Source organism: Streptomyces sp. NPDC090741 (assembly GCF_044769045.1).
Classification (GTDB): Bacteria; Actinomycetota; Actinomycetes; order Streptomycetales; family Streptomycetaceae; genus Streptomyces.
Map to the genome: position 1 here is coordinate 43,675 of NZ_JBIVXF010000021.1, position 19,806 is coordinate 63,480.

A 19,806-nucleotide genomic window follows, 5' to 3' on the forward strand; every position below is an offset into this window, starting at 1 on the left:
GGCGGGCCGGACCGCCCCGCGCCGCGTCAGGCGGCGAGCACCCGCGCCGTCAGCGAGGACAGCAGGTCCCCGGTGATGCGCGGTCCGTTCTGCGTCAGCACCGACTCGGCGTGGAACTGCATCGACGCGAAGTGCGGGCCGCGCAGCGCGTGCACCTCCCCGGTCTCCGGATCGCGGCTGATGTCCACGGGCCCGACACCGGGGACGACGGCCGAGTCGACCAGGGAGCGGGCGGCGAAGGTGTTGTAGAAACCGACCCGTTCCGGTCTGCCGAAGAAGTCGATCTCCTTCTGCACGCCCTGGTTGGGCTCGCTGCGGCGGACCAGGTCGAAGCCGAGCGCGGTGGACAGCACCTGGTGGCTGAGGCAGACGGCCAGGAAGGGCCGCCGTTCGTCCAGCAGGTTCCGTATCGCCGCGCGCAGGTGGTCGATCTTGGGGTGGGAGCCGTCCCGGGGGTCGCCCGGGCCGGGGCCCATCACCACCAGGTCGTGTCCGTCGAAGGAGTACGACTCGTCGTAGCGGCGAATCGTCACGTCCAGCCCTATGGACTCCAGTTGGCGGGCGATCATCGCCGTGAACGTGTCCTCGGCGTCCACCACCAGCACCGTTCGGCCGGCCAGCTCCGGATCCACGGCCGCCCGGTCCCGGTCCTCCTTGAGCCAGTAGCCGGCGATCGTGCGGTTGCGGTCCTCCAGTGCCGCGCGAACGGTGGGATGGGTGGCGAACCGGGCCGGGCCGCCCCCCGATTCGAGGGCCGCGAGCAGCCCGGCGGCCTTGGCCGCGGTCTCGGCCACCTCCGACCACGGGTCGGAGTGGCGGACCAGGGTGGCGCCGACCCCGATGCGGACCTCGCCGCCGGCGCCGATGTCGGCCGTGCGGATCAGGATGGACGAGTCCAGCGCGTCCCCGCCCTGCTCGTCGCGGCCGATCAGAGCCAGTACGCCGCTGTAGTAACCGCGGCCCTGGGGCTCGTACTTGGCGATGACCTGGGCCGCGCTCTCCAGCGGACTGCCGGTGACGGTCGGGGCGAACAGGGTCTCGCGCAGGATCTCCTCCGGGGGGCGCGTACTGCGGCCCTCGATGAAGTACTCGGTGTGGGCGAGGCGGGCCATCTCCTTGAGGTACGGTCCGTCGACGCGGGCACCGCCCTCGCAGATCCGGGCCATCATCTTGAGTTCCTCGTCCACCACCATGTAGAGCTCGTCGACCTCCTTGGTGTCGGCGAGGAAGTCCATGACCTCAGGCAGTGAGGGCCCGGCCGCCGGATAGCGGTACGTGCCGCTGATCGGGTTCATGACGGCGGTGCCCTCGCGCAGGCTGACGTGCCGCTCGGGACTGGCGCCGACGAGCGTGCGCTCGCCGGTGTGCACGACGAAGGTCCAGTACGCGCCGGACTCCTTCTCCAGCAGCCGCCGGAAGAGGGTCAGCGCGTGGCCGGTGGAGTACGCGCGGATGCCGGTGGTCCAGGACCGCTTGAGGACGAAGTTGGCGCCCGCGCCCTCGCCGATCTCGTCCGAGATCACCCGGCGCACGGTGTCCGCGTACTCCTCGTCGGAGACGTCGAACGTTCCTCCTTCGAGTTCGATCGGCAGGTCGGGGATCCGGGAGAGCGCCTCGACGAGCGAGATCTGCTCCTGCCCGGTGACGGTCATCGCGACCAGCGGGGTGTCCTCCTCGGGGGCGGCGAAGCCCCGCTCGGAGATCTGCCGGTACGGGATCAGCGCGAGCACCTCGTGCCGGGAGCCGCTCGCGGCCGGCGCGGCCGCGGCGTCCGGGTCGCCGGGGGCACCCGGTGCGCGCAGCTGCGCCAGCGAGTCCACGGTGGCGCTCTCGCCGACGATGACGTCGAGGATCCCGGGGCCGGCGGCTTCGGGGCGGTAGAGGAGGGCGAAGGGGGGCGGATTGGGGCCCAGGACGCGGGCCAGCAGCGGTGAGGTCATCCGGCGATCTCCTTGGCGGTGGTGACGACCGCGCACCGCTTGGACGCGTAGTCGATGGCCAGCCGGTGCTCCAGCTCGCTGAAGTCGCCGATGGCATCCGCGACCAGGAAGGTCTGGATGTCGTGGCTGAAGGACTCGATGGCCGTGGTCAGCACGCCGACGTGCGCGTAGACACCGCAGATCACGAGCTGGTCCCGGCCGGCGGCGCGCATGCGTTCCAGCAGGTCGGTGTTGAAGAAGGCGCTGTAGCGCCACTTGGTGCAGACCCAGTCCTCGGGGGCGGGGGCGAGCGCGGGGACGACCTCGCGGTCCTCGGGCGTCGTACGCATCCCGGGACCCCAGATGTCCGCGAGCAGCCCGCGCTGCTCGGGGGTCATGCCGCCGGGCTGGGCGGTGTAGGCGACGGGGGCGCCGTGGGCCTTGAAGTGCTCACGCAGCAGTACGGCGTTGTCCGTCAGCTCGGCGCGCAGCCCTTCGGGGAAGGGTGCGAGGAAGTAGCGCTGCATGTCGTGGACGAGCAGCACGGCTCGTTCCGGGTCGAACGACCACTGCGGTACGGACGGGGGGATGTCTCCCGCGGTCGGGAGGGGATAGGGCTCGATGGTCGGTATGCCGGCCATGAATGTCCTCTCGGATGTCTGTTCCTCAAAGGGGCTGCGCAGGGGCGGATGGGGTGGGCGGGCCGGTCGGGGGCGGGCTCACGCGCCGAGGGTGGCTCCGCCGTCCACGGTGAGGACGTGCAGGGTGATGTGTGCCGCCCGGTCGGAGAGCAGGAAGAGCACGGATTCGGCGATGTCGTTGGTCCGGGCGAGCTTGCCCAGCGGGATGCCGACCTTGTAGGAATCGGGGCTGCCCGCGATGGTCCTCGCGGGGCCCTGCTCGTCCTCCCACATGGAGGCGAGCATCGCCGTGTCGGTGGACCCGGGGGCGACGACGTTGCAGCGGATGTTGTGCTTGGCCACTTCGAGGCCGAGCGTCTTGGTGAGCATGGTCGCGGCGGCCTTGGAGGCGCCGTAGGCGCCCATGGCGGTACGGGGGGTGCCGGACGCGTTCGAGGCGACGGTGACGATGGCCCCGCGGTTGCGGGGGATCATCCGGTTGACGGCGGCGCGGGACAGCCGGAAGACGCCGCTGACGTTGACCTCGAAGGTCTGCAGCCAGTCCTCGTCGCTGAAGTCCCTTACCTCGCCCAGGCGCAGGATCCCCGCCGTGTTGACGAGGAAGTCCAGCGGGCCGAGTTGGGACTCGACCGCGTCCACGACGGCCTCGACCTGCTCGGTGACGGTGACGTCGGCCGGGTGGGCGTGGACGTCCAGCCCGTCGGTGGCCAGCTTCTCCACCGACTCCCGCAGCCTCTCGGCGTCCCGGTCCACGGCGGCCACCGTCGCGCCCTCCTCGGCGAGCAGGCGGGTTACGGCAAGGCCGATACCTCCCGCGGCTCCTGTGACGAGGGCGACCTTGTTCTCCATGTCCAATCTCCCTGCTGGTTCAGGCTCGCCACTGCGTCACCACGGCGTAGGCCTGGTTCGGGTTGAGGCGGGGGTCGCACAGGCTCGTGTACTTCTCTCCGACCGTGTCCAGCTGGTCCTCACCGGTCGCGCACTCGGTGACGTCGTCCGGGGTCGTCTCCAGGTGCAGCCCGCCCGCGATCCCGCCGCCCTGGGCCACGGCAGCCTGGAAGCCCTGGATCTCCTTGACGACGGTGGCGACGAGACGGGTCTTGTGACCGCCGGGGGCGGAGAAGGTGTTGCCGTGCATGGGGTCGGTCAGCCAGATCACCGGGTGTCCGGCCTGCCGGACCGCGTCCACGAGCGCGGGCAGGCGCTCGGCGACCAGGTCGGCGCCCATGCGGGCGATCAGGGTGAGGCGGCCGGGCTCGCGCCAGGGGTCGAGGCGCCGGCACAGCTCGATGAGCTCCTCCGGCTCCATCGACGGGCCCACCTTGCAGGCGACCGGGTTGACGACCCCGGCCAGCATGTCCACGTGGGGGCCGTCGATCTGGCGGGTGCGCTCGCCGATCCACGGGAAGTGGGTCGAGGTCAGCAGCGGGCTGCCCTCCTCGTCCCAGCGCATCATGGGCAGTTCGTAATCGAGGAGCAGCGCCTCGTGGCTGGTCCACACCGGCGGGCAGATGCCGGAGCGGCGGGCCGGGTCGGTCCAGCCGAGGTGGGCCATGGCCTGCGCGGCGGCCCGGTAGCCGGAGAGCAGGCGGAAGGGGTCGGGGAGGCGGTCGGCCAGGCCGGCGTCGGGGCCGTTGACCATGTGCCCGCGGTAGACGGGCAGTTCGACCCCGTCCACGACCTCGGTCGGGCGCGAGCGCGGCTTGGCGAACTGGCCGGCGAGCCGCCCGATCCGGACCACCGGCTTGTGCGTGATCATCTTCAGGGTGCCGGCGAGCATGTCGAGGAGGGCGGACTTGCGCGCGATGTAGCCCGCGTCGCACTCCGAGGGGTCCTCGGCGCAGTCGCCCGCCTGGACCACGAAGGCCTCGCCGGCGGCCACCCGTGCGAGGTGGGAGCGCAGGCGTCGGACGTCTCCGGCATTGACCAAAGCAGGACGCTGGGAAAGATCGTCCTTTACTTTTGCCAGTTCGGGGGAATCGGCCCAGTCGGGCTGTTGGAGGGCCGACGCTTTTCTGACGGTGAGTGAGGCTGTAACCACAGGAAACTCCCAGGAAATGGGCCCAAGTCTGGCGTATGGGCAGAACTGAGGGGTGGCGGATTATCGATGCTGCTGGGTAATTGGGGCGGCACCCACCGGCCGATACTCACTCCGTCAGGTGGGGCGGCCGCACCTGACAAATCCGCCGGTGATCGCTTAACTCACACCTGACTGAAAATCGGCACGGGGTTTCCCGCGGCGGCCGCTGCGAACAGAATCCGAACCATGCATGCCGCCTATATCGAACAGTTGGGTCCCGCGGAGCTCATCCGCTTCGGTGAGCTGCCCGCTCCGCAGCCGGGGCCGTCCGACGTGCTCGTCGAGGTCGACGTCGTGTCCGTCAACCACGTCGACACCTTCGTCCGCTCGGGTGCCTGGCGCACCCCGCTCGCCTTCCCCTTCGTGATCGGCAGGGACCTCGTCGGTACGGTGCTGGCCGCCGGCCCCGAGGTCGCCCACCGCTTCGCGCCGGGGGACCGGGTCTGGTGCAACAGCCTCGGACACGACGGCCGCCAGGGCGCCGCCGCCGAGCAGGCCGTCGTCCCGGCCGACCGGCTCTACCCACTGCCCGAGGGGGTGGACCCGGTCGACGCGGTGGCCCTCGCGCACCCCGCCGTCACGGCCTACCTCGCCCTCTTCGACCAGGGCCGGATCACCGCCGGCGACACCGTGCTGGTGGCGGGGGCCGCGGGCAACGTGGGCAGTGCGCTGGTCACGATGGCCGCCCAGGCCGGAGCCCGGGTCATCGCCACGTCCTCGCCGCGCGACTTCGACTACGTACGGGAGCTCGGCGCGGCCGAGGTCATCGACTACAACGACCCCGACGTGGCCGGCCGGATCCGGGAGCTCAGCCCGGACGGGGTGGACATCCACGTCGACACCTCGGGCCGCAACGACCTGGACACCGCGGTGGACCTGCTCGCGAGCCGCGGCCGGATCGTGCTGCTCGCGGGGCTGCGCACCCGTCCCGTGCTGCCGGTGGGGCCGCTCTACCTCAAGGACTGCTCGGTCCGCGGTTTCGCCATCTCGCACGCCACCGCGGGCCGGCTGGCCGCCGCCGCGGCCCACGTCAACAAGCTGACGGCGGCCGGGCTGCTGCGGCCGCGCGGCACCGAGGTGCTGCCGCTGTCGGCGGCGGCCGAGGCGCACCGCCTGCTGGACGAGGGCAAGGTGACGGGAAAGCTGGTGCTGCGCGCCCGTTCCTGACGTAAAAAGCTGCGGGAAAAAGCTGCCGGCGGCGCCGTGGAATCATTATCGCGGCGCCGCTCCCGCATGTCTTGAATTTCATTGTGCAATACACGGGTAAAAGACCTGATGGACCTGCGACAAGAGTCTTGAGTGGCGAATGGTCGAGCAGCAGTATTTCGGCCATGACGAACTCCATCATCGACTCGACCCCGCTTTTCGAGGTCCGCGCGGATATTCCCGTCGCGGCCACTGCGCAGGAGATCTACGACGTCGTGAGCGACCTGACCCGGAGCGCCGAGTGGAGCCCGGAATGCCAGGGCGGCGAGTGGATTTCCGGTGAACCCTCCAGCGTCGGCGCGGTTTTCCGCGGCGAGAACCTGCGCGCCGAGGACGTCGTCGGCTGGGCCCCGCTGGTCCGCGGCACCTGGTACACCGAGGCCCGCATCACGGCGGCGGAGCCCGGCCGCACCTTCCGCTGGATGATGCTGACCCACGCCCAGGAGGACCAGGAGTCCGTCTGGGGCTTCGACATCGAGCCGGCGCAGCAGGGCTCGGTCCTCGTGCACCACTTCCGGATGGGCAAGGCGACGGCCGGCATCCACAAGATCGTCGCCGACCTGGACGAGGTCCGGCGCAAGCAGTTCATCACCGACTGGACCGAGAAGCTCGAACAGGACCTCGACGCCACCCTCGCCCGCATCCGCGACGTCGTCGAAGGCCGCTGAGCCTGCGTTGTCGCACCCGGACGCCGGCACCGGCCTCCCCCGCGGTGCCGGCCCACTCCCCGTACGCCATCGAAGACACTCTTGAGAGAACGAGGCCATGCTTCTCCAGCGCATAGGAAACAAGGGCATCCGGCTGGGTACGCTCTTCGACCGAGCGGCCGCCCGCACCCCTGCGGGCCTCGTGGTCATGGACCACGACCTGGACATCGCCCCGCAGCTCGGGCGCCGACCCACCTTCACCGAACTCGCGGACCTGATCGACGACTTCGCCTCCCGTCTGTGGTCGGTCGGCGTACGGCCCAACCACCACGTCGTCGTGCACAAGTCCGACGGCTTCGACATCTCGCTGCTGGCCTGCGCGATCGCCCGCATCGGCGCGATCCCGGCCCTGCTGTCCCCGAAGCTGGACGGCGAGACGGTCGCGACGCTGGTCCGCCGCATCGACCGGCCCTTCCTGATCACCGACCAGGAAAAGCTCGACCACAACCTGCCGGCCGAGATCTTCGACATCACGGCCGAGGTGCTGCTGACCACGGGTTCCTTCGGCGAGGCCATCGAACTGGCCTCGCTCGCGGGCGCCACCCGGGTCCCGGCCATCCCGATGCCGCCGGACCACCCCACCCTGATCACGCACACCTCGGGCACCACCGGAACCCCGAAGCTCGCCGTCCACACCGGCCACACCTTCGAGGCCCGCTACCGCCCGCAGGCCACCGTCTTCTCGGCCGTCGCCAAGCGCGAACCCGTCGCCGTGCACGTCTCGTTCGTCCACTCGCGGATGTTCACGGCGATGCCGATCTCGATCCTCCAGGGCCACACCCTGATCGTCCTCAAGGAGGACGACCCGGAGACCGTCGGCGACATCTTCTCCCAGGTCCCACCCGGGTTCATCGAGGCCCACCCCAACACCTTCCTGCGCTGGGAGGAACTGGCCGGCGACCCGCGCGGGCCCCTCGCCAACGTCAAGTACTTCAGCTCGACCTTCGACGCGATCCACCCGCGCACGGTCAGCATCCTGCTCAAGGCGAGCAAGCGGAAGAACGCGCTCTTCGCCCAGGCCTACGGCCAGAGCGAGGTCGGCCCCATCGCGGCCCGCACCTACACCCGCAAGGGCGGCGCGGACTTCGACGGCCGCTGCGTCGGATCCCCGTTCCCCGGCATGACAGGCGTCCGCGTCGTCAGCCGCGACGGCAACCCCGTCACCAAGACGAACCCCGGCTTCATCGAGATCAAGTCCGACGGCCGCATCATCACCTACCTCTCCGAGCACGAGCGCTGGGAGAAGCAGGTCCACGACGGCTGGTGGCGCATGGGCGACCTCGGCTACCGCACCAAGTGGGGCTGCCTGCACCTGCTCGACCGCGAGGTCGACGAGATCCCGGGCATCGGCTCGACCCTGGAGATCGAGGACAAGCTCTTCACCCGGCTGCACGAGCTCATCGAGGTCATCATCATCCCCGGCGCCGACGGAGTCCCGGTCCCCGTGGTGTGCACGCGCGACGACAAGCCCCTCGACCTGATCGCGTGGAAGTCCGCGGTCATCGGCCTGCCGAAGCTCGCCGCCCCGGTCCAGTGGCGCCTCCAGGACGTCCCGCAGACCGCCACCACCAAGATCAAGCGCCTCGAACTCGCCCGACTGGTCGCGGGCGATGCGGAAGCCGAGACCCAGGCCGAAGCCGAAACCGGAACCGAGGTCAAAGCCGACGCCGCATGAGCGCCCCGGTGAACTCCGCCGCGCCACCGCGCCCGGCCCACCACCGCGCAGACCCGGCTCCCACCCTGCATCCCCACAGCATCGGAGAAAACGCATGAGCAGCTCGTCCGTAGAGATAGCCGTCGTCGGCGCCGGTCCCCGCGGCCTGTCCGTCGTCGAGCGCCTGGTCGCCAACGAGCGGGAGAACCCCGTCCACGACTCGGTCGCCATCCACGTCGTGGACCCGGCCGCGCCCGGCGCCGGCCAGGTCTGGCGCTCCGGCCAGTCCCGCCACCTGCTGATGAACACCGTCGCCTGCCAGATCACCGTCTACACCGACGACAGCTGCAAGATCGACGGCCCGATCGAGCCCGGCCCCAGCCTGTACGAGTGGGCCAAGTCCCTCTCCGTGCTGGGCCAGTTCGGGGACTACGACGAGGGGACCCTCGCCGAGGCCGCGGCCATGGGCCCGGACACCTACCCCACCCGCGCCTTCTACGGCAACTACCTCAGCGAGTGCTTCCAGCGCGTCATCGTCGGCGCCCCCAAGCACGTCACCGTCCACGTCCACCGCTCCCGCGCCGTGGCCGTCGCCGACACCCTGGGCATCCCCGGCGGCCCGCAGGGCGTCCGGCTGCAGGACGGCACCCGCCTGAACGACCTCGACGCCATCATCCTGGCCCAGGGCCACGTCCCGGCCCGCCTGACCCCGCGCGAGGCGCGCACCGCCTCCCTGGCACGCATCCACTACCTGACCTACCTGACGCCGGGCAACCCCGCAGACAAGGACCTCGCGCAGATCAAGCCCGGCCAGACGGTGCTCATCCGCGGCCTGGGCCTGAACTTCTTCGACTACATGGCGCTGTTCAGCCACGGCCGCGGCGGCACCTTCGTCCGCGACGAGGACGGCAAGCTCGCCTACCAGCCGTCCGGGCAGGAGCCCCGGCTGTACGCCTTCTCCCGGCGCGGCATCCCGTACCACGCCCGCGGCGACAACGAGAAGGGTGCGTACGGCCGTTACTACCCCAAGCTGCTGACCCCGGACTACGTGCGCGCCCTGCGCGAGCGCGCCGCCGCCGGCGGCCGGGTCACCTTCAAGGAAGACCTGTGGCCCTTCATCTCCCTTGAGGTCGAGAGCGTCTACTACGGCGCCCTGCTCGCCGCCAACGGCCAGCCGGAGGAGCGCGAGGCGTTCACCGAGCGCTACCTGGAGACCGAGGACGCCGAGGCCCGCGGCTGGCTGCTCGCCGAGTACGGCATCCCCGAGGAGCAGCACTGGAGCTGGGAGAAGCTCTCCGTCCCGTACGGCGACACGCAGTTCGCCGACCGCGACACCTTCCAGAGCTGGCTGGTGCAGTACCTCGCGGCCGACGTCGTCGCCGCCCGCCAGGGCAACCTGAGCGGCCCGATCAAAGCGGCCCTGGACGTCCTGCGCGACCTGCGCAACGAGGTCAGGCTCGCCGTCGACCACGGCGGTCTCGACGGGGACTCGCACCGCGACGACCTGGAGGGCTGGTACACCCCGCTCAACGGTTTCCTCTCCATCGGCCCGCCGGCCACCCGCATCGAGGAGATGATCGCCCTCATCGAGGCCGGCGTCCTGACGATCACCGGCCCCGGCACCCAGGTCCGCATCGACACCGACACGCAGACGTACGTGGCCGCGTCCACGTCCGTGCCCGGCCCGCAGGTCAAGGCGCAGGTGCTCATCGAGTCCCGGCTGCCCGAGCCCGACCTGCGGCGCACCTCCGACCCGCTGCTCCAGCACCTGCTGGACACCGACCAGGCCAAGCCGTACGTCATCTCGGGCGAGCAGGGCGGCTACCAGACCGGCGGCCTCGCGGTCACCGAGCGCCCGTACCGGCTCATCGACGCCCGCGGCACCGCCCACGCGCGCCGCTTCGCCTACGGGGTGCCGACCGAGTCCGTGCACTGGGTCACGGCGGCCGGCATCCGGCCCGGGGTGGACTCGGTGACGCTCGGCGACTCCGACGCGATCGCCCGCGCCGTCCTGGCCCTGCCGCCGCTCGCGAGCCTCCCGGCCGGGATCCGCGCGGTGGCCGACGAGTCGGCCGGTGACACCCTGCCCGGCGTGATCGTATGACCGACGAGGGCCTTCTCGTGGACGCCGGCCTGCTGTCCCCGGTGCGGGCCGGCACCGCGGTCGAGGCGGCCGTCGGCGACCGGGCATGGCTCCAGGCCATGCTCGACGCCGAGGCCGCCCTGGCCCGGGCCCAGGCGAGCCTCGGCACCCTTCCGAGGGCCGCCGCGGCCGCCATCACCGAGGCCGCCCGGGCCGAGCGGTTCGACCTGAGGGCCCTCGCGCTCGCCTCGCGGGAGACCGCGAACCCGGTGGTGGGCCTGGTCCAGGCCCTCACCGCGGTGGTCCGCGGCATCGACCCGCAAGCCGCGGACTTCGTCCACCGGGGCTCCACCAGCCAGGACATCTTCGACACCGGCGCCATGCTGGTGGCCGCCAGGGCCCTGCGCCTGATCCGGGCGGACCTCGCCCGGACCGCGCAGGCCCTGGCGGGCCTCGCGCACACCCACCGCGACACCCTGATGGCGGGCCGCACCCTGGCCCTGCACGCCGTCCCCACCACCTTCGGACTCAAGGCCGCGGGCTGGCGCGCCCTCGTCCTCGACGCCGACGCCCGCCTCGCCCGCGTCCTGGACGAGGGCCTGCCGGTCTCGCTCGGCGGAGCCGCCGGCACCCTCGCCGGCTACCTCGAGTACGCCGACATCGACCGCCCCGACGTGGCGGCCGACACCGCCCACCCCTACCTCGACCGGCTCGTCGACGCCTTCGCCGCCGAGACCGGACTCGCCCGCCCGGTGCTGCCCTGGCACGCGCTGCGCACCCCGCTCGCCGATCTCGCCGCCGCGCTGGCCTTCACCGCCGGCGCCCTCGGCAAGATCGCGGTCGACGTGCAGGCGCTGACCCGGACCGAGGTGGGCGAGGTCGCCGAACCCACCGCCGCCGGCCGCGGCAGCTCCTCCGCCATGCCGCACAAGCGCAACCCGGTGCTCGCCACGCTGATCCGATCGGCGGCCCTCCAGGTCCCGGTGATCGCCGCCGGACTGACCCAGTGCCTGGTCACCGAGGACGAGCGCGCCGCCGGCGTCTGGCACGCCGAGTGGCAACTGCTGCGCGAGTGCCTGCGGCTGGCCGGCGGCGCCGCCCACACCGCGGTCGAACTCGCCGAGGGGCTGGAGGTCCGGCCCGGCCGGATGCGCGAGAACCTCGACCTCACCGGCGGCCAGGTGGTCTCCGAGCGCATCGCGGCCCGCCTCGCCCCGCGCCTGGGCAAGGCCGCCGCGAAGCAGCTGCTGACCGAGGCCTCGGCCACCGCCGCCGGGAGCGGGAAGCCCCTGGGCGCCGTGCTCACCGGGATGTCCGAGGCCGGGCACGGACTCGGCGCGGACTACATCGCGCAGCTGTGCGACCCGGCCGGGTACAGCGGCGCCGCCGGCGCCCTCGTCGACCGCGCGCTGGCCGACGTACCGCGGAAGCCGCAGCCGGCCCCGCCGCAGTCCCCACCCCCCGGACCAACCGTCTGACAGACAAGGGAGAAACCAGGTCATGAGTGCCGCGAGAGCAGCCACGCGATCGGCCAAGGGGCGCTGGATCGAGGACTGGGACGCCGAGGACGAGCAGTACTGGGAGCGGGGCGGCAAGCGCATCGCCCTGCGCAACCTCTACCTGTCCGTCGTCTCCGAGCACATCGGCTTCTCCATCTGGAGCATGTGGTCGGTCCTGGTGCTGTTCATGACGCCCCGGATCGGCCTCGGCTTCGCGCCCGACGAGAAGTTCCTCCTCGTCGTCACCCCCACGCTCGTCGGCGCCCTCCTGCGCCCCTCGTACAGCTACGCCGTCACCCGGTTCGGCGGCCGCAACTGGACCGTCTTCGCCTCGGCGATCCTGCTGGTGCCGGCCCTGCTCACCGTGTGGTTCATCCAGCGCCCCGGCACCCCGCTGTGGGTGTTCCTGCTGATCAGCGCCCTCGGCGGGGTCGGCGGCGGCAACTTCGCCTCCTCGATGACCAACATCACCGGCTTCTTCCCGCGCCGCCACCAGGGCTGGGCCCTCGGCCTCAACGCGGGCGGCGGCAACCTCGGCGTCGCCGCCGTCCAGCTGCTGGGCCTGCTCGTCATCTCCACCGCGGGCGACACCCACCCGGCGTACATCGCCGCCTGCTACCTGCCGCTCATCGTGCTCGTCTCCCTGGTCTGCGCGCTGAAGATGGACAACATCGCGACCGTACGGACCGACCCGGGCGCCCAGCGCGAGGCCCTCGCCCAGCGGGACACCTGGCTCATCTCGCTCCTCTACATCGGCACCTTCGGCTCGTTCATCGGCTACGGCTTCGCCTTCGGGCTGGTCCTGCAGACCCAGTTCGGCTCCACCCCGCTCCAGGCGGCCTCGTACACCTTCCTCGGCCCGCTGCTCGGCTCCTTCTCCCGCCCCCTCGGCGGCTGGCTCGCCGACCGGTTCGGCGGCGCCCGCATCAGCCTCATCACCTTCGCCGGCATGGGCGCCGGCACCGGGGTGCTGCTCCTCGCCTCGGCACGCGACTCCCTGACGATCTTCATCGCCGGATTCACCGCCCTGTTCGTCCTCAGCGGCATCGGCAACGGCTCCACCTACAAGCTGATCCCCGCGGTCTTCACCCGCCAGGCCGAGGCCCGCATCGTGGACGGCCAGGACGCCACCCGGGCCTTCGCCGCCGCCCGTCGCCTGTCGGGCGCCGCCATCGGCATCTCGGGCGCGATCGGCGCCCTCGGCGGAGTCGCCATCAACCTCGCCTTCCGCGGCGCCTACAGCGGCGGCGCGAGCAACGGCGCCCCCGCCTTCCTGTCCTTCCTCGGCTACTACGCCGTGTGCGCCGCCGTGACCTGGACGGTCTACGTACGCCGCGAGCGGGCCGGCGCCCCGGCCCCGCAGCGCGAGCAGCGGACGGCGGCCGCCGCCACCCACCCGGAGAACGTGCATGTCTGACCGGACCCCGCCCGACGGCGCCGACGCCGACGGCGCCGCCGACGCCGGGACCGTACGGACCCACTGCCCGTACTGCGCCCTGCAATGCGGCACCCTGCTGAGCCGCGCCGACCCGGCGGGCGGAGCCGAGGTCCGGCCCGACCCGGAGTTCCCCGTCAACAGCGGCGGCCTGTGCCAGAAGGGCTGGACCGCCCCCACCCTGCTCACCACCCCCGACCGGATCCGGACCCCGATGGTCCGGGACGCCGGCGGGACCCTGCGCCCCACCGACTGGGACACCGCCCTCGACACCGTGGCCGCCGCCCTCACCCGGATCCGCGCCGAGCACGGCCCCGACGCCGTCGGCGTGTTCGGCGGCGGCGGGCTCACCAACGAAAAGGCGTACCTCCTCGGCAAGTTCGCCCGCCTCGCCCTCGGCACCAGCCAGATCGACTACAACGGCCGCTTCTGCATGTCCTCGGCGGCCGCCGCCGGGAACGCCGCCTTCGGCCTGGACCGCGGACTGCCCTTCCCCGTCACCGACCTCGCGGCCGCCGACACGATCCTGCTCGCCGGGGCCAACCCCGCCGAGACGATGCCCCCGCTCATGCGCCACCTCACCGCCGCCCGGCTGATCGTCATCGACCCCCGCCGCACCCCCACCGCCGCCCGCGCGGCCCTGCACCTCCAGCCGCGCCCCGGCACCGACCTGGCCCTCGCCCTCGGCCTGATGCACATCCTCGTCGTCGACGGCCGCACCGACCGGGCCTACGTCGACCACCGCACCACCGGCTTCGAAGCCGCGTGGAAGCGCGCCGCCTCGTGGTGGCCCGAGCGGGTGGAGAAGGTCACCGGCGTACCCGTCAGCGACCAGCGCGAGGCCGTGCGGATGCTCGCCGCCGCCGACCGCGCGTACGTCCTCACCGGACGCGGCGCCGAACAGCACAGCAAGGGCACCGACACCGTCGCCGCATTCATCAACATCGCGCTCGCCCTGGGCCTGCCCGGCCGCGAAGGCGGCGGCTACGGCTGCCTCACCGGCCAGGGCAACGGCCAGGGCGGCCGCGAGCACGGCCAGAAGGCCGACCAGCTGCCCGGCTACCGGATGATCACCGACCCGGCGGCCCGCGCGCACGTGGCGGAGGTCTGGGGCGTCGACCCCGAGGTCCTCCCGGGCCCGGGCCGCAGCGCCTACGAACTCCTCAGCGCCCTCGGCACCGACACCGGCCCGCGCGCCCTGCTCGTCTTCGGCGCCAACCCGGTGGTCTCCGCCCCGCGCGCCGACCGCGTCGCCGAGCGCCTGGCCTCCCTGGACCTGCTCGTCGTCGCCGACTTCGTACCCTCCGAGACCGCGCGCATGGCCGACGTGGTGCTGCCCGTCACCCAGTGGGCCGAGGAGGAAGGCACCCTGACCAACCTCGAAGGCCGCATCCTGCGCCGGCGCCGGCTGCTCGACCCGCCGCCCGGGGCCCGCTCCGACCTCGCGGTACTGCGCGCGCTCGCCACCCGGCTGGGCGACCTCCCCGAGCGCTACCCGGCCGAACCCCGGGCCGTCTTCGATGAGTTGGGGCGCGCCTCCCGGGGCGGGCCCGCCGACTACTCGGGAATCGACTACGAACGCCTCGACGCGGGCGAGACCCTGCACTGGCCCTGCCCGCGCACCGCCGACGGCGAAGCCGCCCACCCCGGCACCCCCCGGCTCTTCCTCGACCGGTTCGCCCACCCCGACGGCCGCGCCCGCTTCGCCGAGGTGGAACACCGCCCGCCCGCCGAGGAGGCGCACGCCGAGCACCCGCTGTACGCCACCACGGGCCGGGTCCTGGCCCAGTACCAGTCCGGTGCGCAGACCCGCCGGGTGCCGCAGCTGACCGCCGCCGCCCCCGAGGTGCACGTCGAGGTGCATCCCGACACGGCCGCCCGGGCCGGCCTGACCGAAGGCGGCCACGCCCGGGTCAGCTCCGCGCGCGGCACCACGCTCGCCCGGGTGCGCCTGGACCCCACCCTGCGCGCCGACACCGTCTTCCTGCCGTTCCACTTCCCGGGCGCCGGGCGGGCCAACCTGCTCACCAACGACGCCCTCGACCCGCGCAGCCGCATGCCCGAGTTCAAGGTGTGCGCGGTCCGGATCGAACCGGCGGACCTCGAATTCCCCGAGACGGACGCCGAGAGGGGCTTCGAGGACGACGGCATCGAGGACGACGGCGACGGCATCGTGCTCGCCCCCGCCCCCGGCCCCGGCACCGCACTCCTCCAGGACGCGCGCCCATGACCACGCACCCCACCGCGCCGCTCCTCGTCATCGGCAACGGCCCGGCCGCCCACCAGATCCTCGACCGGCTGCGCCACTTCGGCTGCGAGGACCCCGTCACCGTGCTCGGCGCCGAGGACACCCCGGCCTACCACCGGGCCCTGCTCACCTCCGCCCTCGACGGCAGCCTGCCGACCGAGGCGATGGAACTGCCCCCGCCGCCCGGCGACACCACGATCCGGACCGGCGTCTGCGCCGTCCGCATCGACCGGGTCCGCCGCCGCGTGCACACCGCGGCCGGGGACGTCTTCCCGTACGCCCGGCTGGTCCTGGCCACCGGCGCCTCCCCGCGCCTCCCCGACCTGCCCGGCCTGCGCACCCCCGACGGGAGCCCGGCCGCCGGGGTCGCCGTCCTGCGCACCCTCGCCGACTGCGCCCGGCTCACCGCCCCGGCCGTGGTGGCCGCCCGGGCCCCCGTGACCATCCTGGGCGCCGGATCCCTGGGCGTCGAAGCCGCGTTCGCGCTGGCCCTCAAGAACCGTCCCGTCACCCTCGTCCACCCCGGCCCCTGGCCGATGGACCACCTCCTGGACGCGGCCGCGGGTGCCCTCGTACGCGACCGGCTCACCGCCGCCGGCGTCGATCTCGTCGCGGGCAGCCCCGCCACCGCCTACACCCCCGTCACCGCCCACGCCCCCGGCTCCCTCACCCTCGCCGACGGCGCCGCCCTGCCCGCCGACACCCTGCTGCTGTGCACCGGCGTCCTGCCCGAGACCGGCCTGGCCCGCACCGCCGGACTGGCCGTCCGCACCGGAGTCCTCGTCGACGACTGCATGCGCACCGACGACCCGCTGATCCACGCCGTCGGCGACTGCGCCGAACACCGCGGCAGCCGCGGCGGATCCCTGGCCTCCGGCTGGGCCCAGGCCGAGGCCCTGGCCCGCCACCTCGCCGCCGGCGCCCGCGGTGTGGCCCCAGCCCGCCGCGTCCTGCGGCCCCGTATCGCAGGCCCCGGCCTCGTGGTCCTCGGCATCCCCGGCAGCGCCCCCTCCGACGAGACGATCACCCTCAACGACCCGGCGAACGGCCGCTACGCGCGCCTGGAGCTGACCGGCGAACGCATCACCGCCGGGGTCCTCCTCGGCTTCGACCGGGCCATCGCCACCACGACCGAGCTGTACGTCCACGACGCGCCCGTCCCGCGCGACCGGCTCAGCCTGCTCCTGGGCCGCGCACCCCGCCTGGCCAGGGCCGGCTCCGCCGAGATCACGCCCGAAACCGTCGTCTGCCTGTGCAACAACGTCACCCATCAGGACCTCACCCAGGCCTGGCACGCCGGAGCGCGCGAGCTCGCCGAGCTCGCGGACGCCACCCGCGCGACCACCGGCTGCGGCGGCTGCACCCGCCAGGTGGAGTCCATCTGCACCGCCCTGGCCTCCACCAGCGCTGCCGCGACCGGCAGTTGACCCGGCGCGGCGGCCCCCACCCCGCGAAGGACACCACGCATGACCACCCGCACCCTCGTCGTCATCGGACACGGAATGACCGGCCACCGCCTCGTCGAGGAGCTCCGCTCCCGCGACCGGCACGGAACCTGGCGGGTGGTGGTCCTCGGAGAGGACGGACACCCCGCCTACGACCGGGTCAGGCTCTCGTCCGCCCTCGACGACAAGACCCCGGCCGAGCTGAGCCTGGTGAAGCCGGCCCTGTTCGACGACGCCCTGGTGGAGTTCCACACCTCCACCAGGGCCGTCGGCATTGACCGTGAGCTGCGCACCGTCACCCTCGTAGGCGGCGGCCGCGTCCCCTACGACGCACTCGTCCTGGCCACCGGATCGGTGCCCTTCGTCCCGCCCGTCCCCGGCCGCGAACTGCCCGGCGTTTGCGTCTACCGCACCCTCGACGACCTCGACGCCATCCGTGAGGCCGCCGCCCGCACCACCACCGGCGTGGTGATCGGCGGCGGCCTCCTCGGCCTGGAGGCCGCCAACGGCCTGCGCCTGCTGGGACTCGCCCCGCACGTCGTGGAGATGGCGCCGCGGCTGATGCCCGTCCAGGTCGACGAGGGCGGCGGCCGTGTCCTGGACCGGCTCGTCACCGGGCTCGGCGTCACCACCCACCTGGGCGTGGCGACCAGCCGCATCGAGGCGGGCGCCGACGGACGGGTGGCCCGCCTGGTCTTCGCGGACGGTACGTCGATCGAGACCGGCCTCGTCGTCTTCTCCGCCGGGGTGCGGCCCCAGGACTCCCTGGCCGGCCCCGCGGACCTGCCGCGCGGCGAGCGCGGCGGCTTCCTCGTCGACGACCACTGCCGCACCCCGGACCCGTACGTCTGGGCCGTCGGCGAGTGCGCGGCCGTCGAGGGCCGCTGCTACGGCCTGGTGGCCCCGGGCTACCGGATGGCGGAGGCCGTCGCCGCGCAGCTGCTCGGCGAGGGCCCGGCCCGCTTCCCGGGCGCGGACATGTCCACCAAGCTCAAGCTGATGGGCGTGGACGTGGCCTCCTTCGGCGACGCCCACGCGCTGACCCCGGGCGCGCTGGAATTCGTACGGGAATCCGCGGGCGGCCAGGTGTACGCCAAGCTCGTCCTCGACTCGGCGGGGGAGAGCCTGCTCGGCGGGATCCTCGCCGGCGACGCGGCCGCCTACCCGCGGCTGCGGTCCCTGCTGGGCCGCGAACTCCCCGACTCCGCCGAGGCCTTGCTGGCCTCCGTATAGCCCCCGCCCCACCCCGTGCCGCTGGGGGGTGTCCCGGATCCGGGACACCCCCCAGCGGCCGTTTCCGCTGCCGGACCGGGCGCGGCGCAACGGCGCACGGCGAGAGCCCCCACCCGGCCGGGTAGGGGCTTTCGCCGTGCGGTGCGTCAGGCTGCCGGATCAGACACCGGCGGTCTGTGACTCGCGCTCGGCGGCGGGCGCGGTCTGCGCCTGCTGCTGGGGCTTCTTCAGGCCCAGGGCGATCAGACCGGTGATCACGATGCCGGCCGCGGCGATGAAGACCGCCTTCTGGATGCCGTCGGTGGTGGCGGCGCGGAGCGCCTCACCCGTCCGGTCCTCCAGGCCGGAGTTGGCGATGGCGACCAGGACGGCGAGGCCGACGGCGCCACCGATCTGCTGGGTGGTGGAGGCGACACCGGAGGCGATGCCCTGCTCCTCGGGGGCGACGCCGATCGCGGCGGCACCGAACATCAGGGTGTAGCCGGCGCCCTGGCCGAGGCCCATGACGATCAGGCCGGGGACGAGGGCCCAGTACGAGGCGTCGGTGGCCATGGTGATGCCGACGATCGCGGTGCCGATGACACCGATGACCATGGCGCCGACCATGATGGCGCGGATGCCGTGCTTGGTGGCGAGGCCACCGGCCGTCTGGGCGCCGATGGCGATGGCGACCATCGGGACGAGGAAGGCGACGCCGGTCTCCAGCGGGCTGTAGCCGTGGACGCCCTGGAAGTAGACGGTGAGGAAGTACAGCAGGGTGCCGAAGGTGGCCATGTAGAAGAAGGTCACGCCGACGGCGGTGGTGAGGTTGCGGTTCTTGAAGAGCGACAGCGGCAGCAGCGGGTCGGAGGACTTCTTCTCGATGACGAAGAAGGCGATGAGCAGGACCACGCCGACGGCGAGGGCGCTGAGGACGACCGAGGAGGCCCAGCCGGACTCGGGGCCCTGGACCAGGGCGAAGACGATCGCGGTGATGCCGACGGTGGAGGTCAGGGCGCCCAGCAGGTCGAAGCTGCGGCCGGTGTTGCGGGCGGCGTCCGGCTTGATCAGCGGGAAGGCGAGCAGCGCGGCGATGCCGGCCAGCGGCACGTTGACGTAGAAGACCGACTCCCAGCCGAGGGACTGGGTGAGCACGCCGCCGAGCAGCGAGCCGACGATCATGCCGCTGCCACCGGCGGTGCCCCAGACGGCGAAGGCGCGGTTGCGCTCCTTGCCCTCGGCGAAGCTGGTGGAGACCAGGGTCAGGGTCGCCGGGAAGAGGAAGGCGCCGCCGATGCCCTGGATCGCGCGGGCGGCGATCAGCACCTCGGGGCTGCCGGCGAGGCCGCCGAGCAGGGAGGAGCCGGCGTAGAGGGCGAGGCCGAGGACGAACATGCGGCGCGGGCCGAACAGGTCGCAGGCGCGGCCGCCGAGGAGCAGGAATCCGCCGAAGGCGACGGCGTAGGCGCTGACGACCCACTGGAGGGTCTGGGCGGAGAAGCCGAGTCCGCTGCCGATGTCGGGCAGGGCCACGTAAACGATGTTGTAGTCGATGGAGATGATCAGCTGGGCGAAGGCGAGCAGCGCCAGGGTGAGGCCGAGGTGCTTGCGCCGGCCTTCCTGGTTCTGGGTGGTTGACATGGTGAAACAGCTCCCGGGGTAGCGGGTCGGGGGTTG

14 protein-coding genes are annotated in these 19,806 nt (G+C 72.7%); 9 read left to right on the forward strand and 5 right to left on the reverse strand.

Features of this window, described 5'->3' with window-relative positions; all coding sequences use genetic code 11:
- Nucleotides 1–26 precede the first annotated feature (26 nt).
- The 4 genes from ACIQU4_RS37760 to ACIQU4_RS37775 form a co-directional block, all read right to left on the reverse strand.
- Entirely contained in the window at nucleotides 27–1,940 is a 1,914-nt protein-coding gene (locus ACIQU4_RS37760; protein WP_403740943.1) for an anthranilate synthase family protein, read from the reverse strand.
- Nucleotides 1,937–2,560: an isochorismatase family protein gene (locus tag ACIQU4_RS37765; protein ID WP_030160668.1), complete on the reverse strand. Its 624-nt coding sequence runs from the start codon at nucleotides 2,558–2,560 to the stop codon at nucleotides 1,937–1,939. The genes ACIQU4_RS37760 and ACIQU4_RS37765 overlap by 4 nt, the downstream gene beginning before the upstream one ends.
- A gap of 78 nt (nucleotides 2,561–2,638) precedes the next feature.
- Nucleotides 2,639–3,409, reverse strand: coding sequence for a 2,3-dihydro-2,3-dihydroxybenzoate dehydrogenase (locus ACIQU4_RS37770; protein ID WP_403740946.1), 771 nt, complete (start codon nucleotides 3,407–3,409; stop codon nucleotides 2,639–2,641).
- A gap of 19 nt (nucleotides 3,410–3,428) precedes the next feature.
- Nucleotides 3,429–4,601 (reverse strand): 3-deoxy-7-phosphoheptulonate synthase, encoded by a 1,173-nt coding sequence (locus tag ACIQU4_RS37775; RefSeq protein WP_403740949.1) that lies wholly within the window; start codon nucleotides 4,599–4,601, stop codon nucleotides 3,429–3,431.
- 225 nt (nucleotides 4,602–4,826) lie between these two features.
- Here ACIQU4_RS37775 and ACIQU4_RS37780 point away from each other — a divergent pair, with 225 nt between their 5' ends.
- The 9 genes from ACIQU4_RS37780 to ACIQU4_RS37820 all read left to right on the forward strand — a co-directional run bounded on the left by ACIQU4_RS37780 (nucleotide 4,827) and on the right by ACIQU4_RS37820 (nucleotide 18,150).
- Nucleotides 4,827–5,807, forward strand: coding sequence for an NADPH:quinone reductase (locus tag ACIQU4_RS37780; RefSeq protein ID WP_403740951.1), 981 nt, complete (start codon nucleotides 4,827–4,829; stop codon nucleotides 5,805–5,807).
- Nucleotides 5,808–5,971: 164 nt separating this feature from the next.
- Nucleotides 5,972–6,514: an SRPBCC family protein gene (locus ACIQU4_RS37785; protein ID WP_403740953.1), complete on the forward strand. Its 543-nt coding sequence runs from the start codon at nucleotides 5,972–5,974 to the stop codon at nucleotides 6,512–6,514.
- Nucleotides 6,515–6,611: 97 nt separating this feature from the next.
- Nucleotides 6,612–8,228 (forward strand): AMP-binding protein, encoded by a 1,617-nt coding sequence (locus tag ACIQU4_RS37790; RefSeq protein ID WP_403740956.1) that lies wholly within the window; start codon nucleotides 6,612–6,614, stop codon nucleotides 8,226–8,228.
- Between the two features lie 94 nt (nucleotides 8,229–8,322).
- Nucleotides 8,323–10,311, forward strand: a complete 1,989-nt coding sequence (locus ACIQU4_RS37795) for an FAD/NAD(P)-binding protein (protein WP_403740959.1) — start codon at nucleotides 8,323–8,325, stop codon at nucleotides 10,309–10,311.
- On the forward strand, nucleotides 10,308–11,768 hold the full coding sequence (locus ACIQU4_RS37800) for a lyase family protein (protein ID WP_403740962.1): 1,461 nt from the start codon (nucleotides 10,308–10,310) through the stop codon (nucleotides 11,766–11,768). Before ACIQU4_RS37795 ends, ACIQU4_RS37800 begins: the two co-directional genes overlap by 4 nt.
- A 22-nt stretch (nucleotides 11,769–11,790) precedes the next feature.
- Complete coding sequence (locus tag ACIQU4_RS37805) at nucleotides 11,791–13,206, forward strand: MFS transporter (protein WP_403740965.1); 1,416 nt, start codon at nucleotides 11,791–11,793, stop codon at nucleotides 13,204–13,206.
- Complete coding sequence (locus ACIQU4_RS37810; RefSeq protein WP_403740968.1) at nucleotides 13,199–15,454, forward strand: molybdopterin oxidoreductase family protein; 2,256 nt, start codon at nucleotides 13,199–13,201, stop codon at nucleotides 15,452–15,454. Before ACIQU4_RS37805 ends, ACIQU4_RS37810 begins: the two co-directional genes overlap by 8 nt.
- On the forward strand, nucleotides 15,451–16,899 hold the full coding sequence (locus ACIQU4_RS37815; RefSeq protein WP_403740970.1) for an FAD-dependent oxidoreductase: 1,449 nt from the start codon (nucleotides 15,451–15,453) through the stop codon (nucleotides 16,897–16,899). The genes ACIQU4_RS37810 and ACIQU4_RS37815 overlap by 4 nt, the downstream gene beginning before the upstream one ends.
- A 39-nt stretch (nucleotides 16,900–16,938) precedes the next feature.
- Entirely contained in the window at nucleotides 16,939–18,150 is a 1,212-nt protein-coding gene (locus tag ACIQU4_RS37820; protein WP_403740973.1) for an NAD(P)/FAD-dependent oxidoreductase, read from the forward strand.
- A gap of 159 nt (nucleotides 18,151–18,309) precedes the next feature.
- Here the strand turns inward: ACIQU4_RS37820 and ACIQU4_RS37825 are convergent, their stop codons facing one another.
- On the reverse strand, nucleotides 18,310–19,770 hold the full coding sequence (locus tag ACIQU4_RS37825; protein ID WP_403740976.1) for an MFS transporter: 1,461 nt from the start codon (nucleotides 19,768–19,770) through the stop codon (nucleotides 18,310–18,312).
- Nucleotides 19,771–19,806: the final 36 nt, after the last annotated feature.

Bases quoted from the DNA above. Each gene is read 5' to 3' on its own strand.
- ACIQU4_RS37760 (WP_403740943.1), bottom strand. From the start codon at position 1,940: ATGACCTCACCGCTGCTGGCCCGCGTCCTGGGCCCCAATCCGCCCCCC.
- ACIQU4_RS37765 (WP_030160668.1), bottom strand. From the start codon at position 2,560: ATGGCCGGCATACCGACCATCGAGCCCTATCCCCTCCCGACCGCGGGA.
- ACIQU4_RS37770 (WP_403740946.1), bottom strand. From the start codon at position 3,409: ATGGAGAACAAGGTCGCCCTCGTCACAGGAGCCGCGGGAGGTATCGGC.
- ACIQU4_RS37780 (WP_403740951.1), top strand. From the start codon at position 4,827: ATGCATGCCGCCTATATCGAACAGTTGGGTCCCGCGGAGCTCATCCGC.
- ACIQU4_RS37785 (WP_403740953.1), top strand. From the start codon at position 5,972: ATGACGAACTCCATCATCGACTCGACCCCGCTTTTCGAGGTCCGCGCG.
- ACIQU4_RS37790 (WP_403740956.1), top strand. From the start codon at position 6,612: ATGCTTCTCCAGCGCATAGGAAACAAGGGCATCCGGCTGGGTACGCTC.
- ACIQU4_RS37795 (WP_403740959.1), top strand. From the start codon at position 8,323: ATGAGCAGCTCGTCCGTAGAGATAGCCGTCGTCGGCGCCGGTCCCCGC.
- ACIQU4_RS37800 (WP_403740962.1), top strand. From the start codon at position 10,308: ATGACCGACGAGGGCCTTCTCGTGGACGCCGGCCTGCTGTCCCCGGTG.
- ACIQU4_RS37805 (WP_403740965.1), top strand. From the start codon at position 11,791: ATGAGTGCCGCGAGAGCAGCCACGCGATCGGCCAAGGGGCGCTGGATC.
- ACIQU4_RS37810 (WP_403740968.1), top strand. From the start codon at position 13,199: ATGTCTGACCGGACCCCGCCCGACGGCGCCGACGCCGACGGCGCCGCC.
- ACIQU4_RS37815 (WP_403740970.1), top strand. From the start codon at position 15,451: ATGACCACGCACCCCACCGCGCCGCTCCTCGTCATCGGCAACGGCCCG.
- ACIQU4_RS37820 (WP_403740973.1), top strand. From the start codon at position 16,939: ATGACCACCCGCACCCTCGTCGTCATCGGACACGGAATGACCGGCCAC.
- ACIQU4_RS37825 (WP_403740976.1), bottom strand. From the start codon at position 19,770: ATGTCAACCACCCAGAACCAGGAAGGCCGGCGCAAGCACCTCGGCCTC.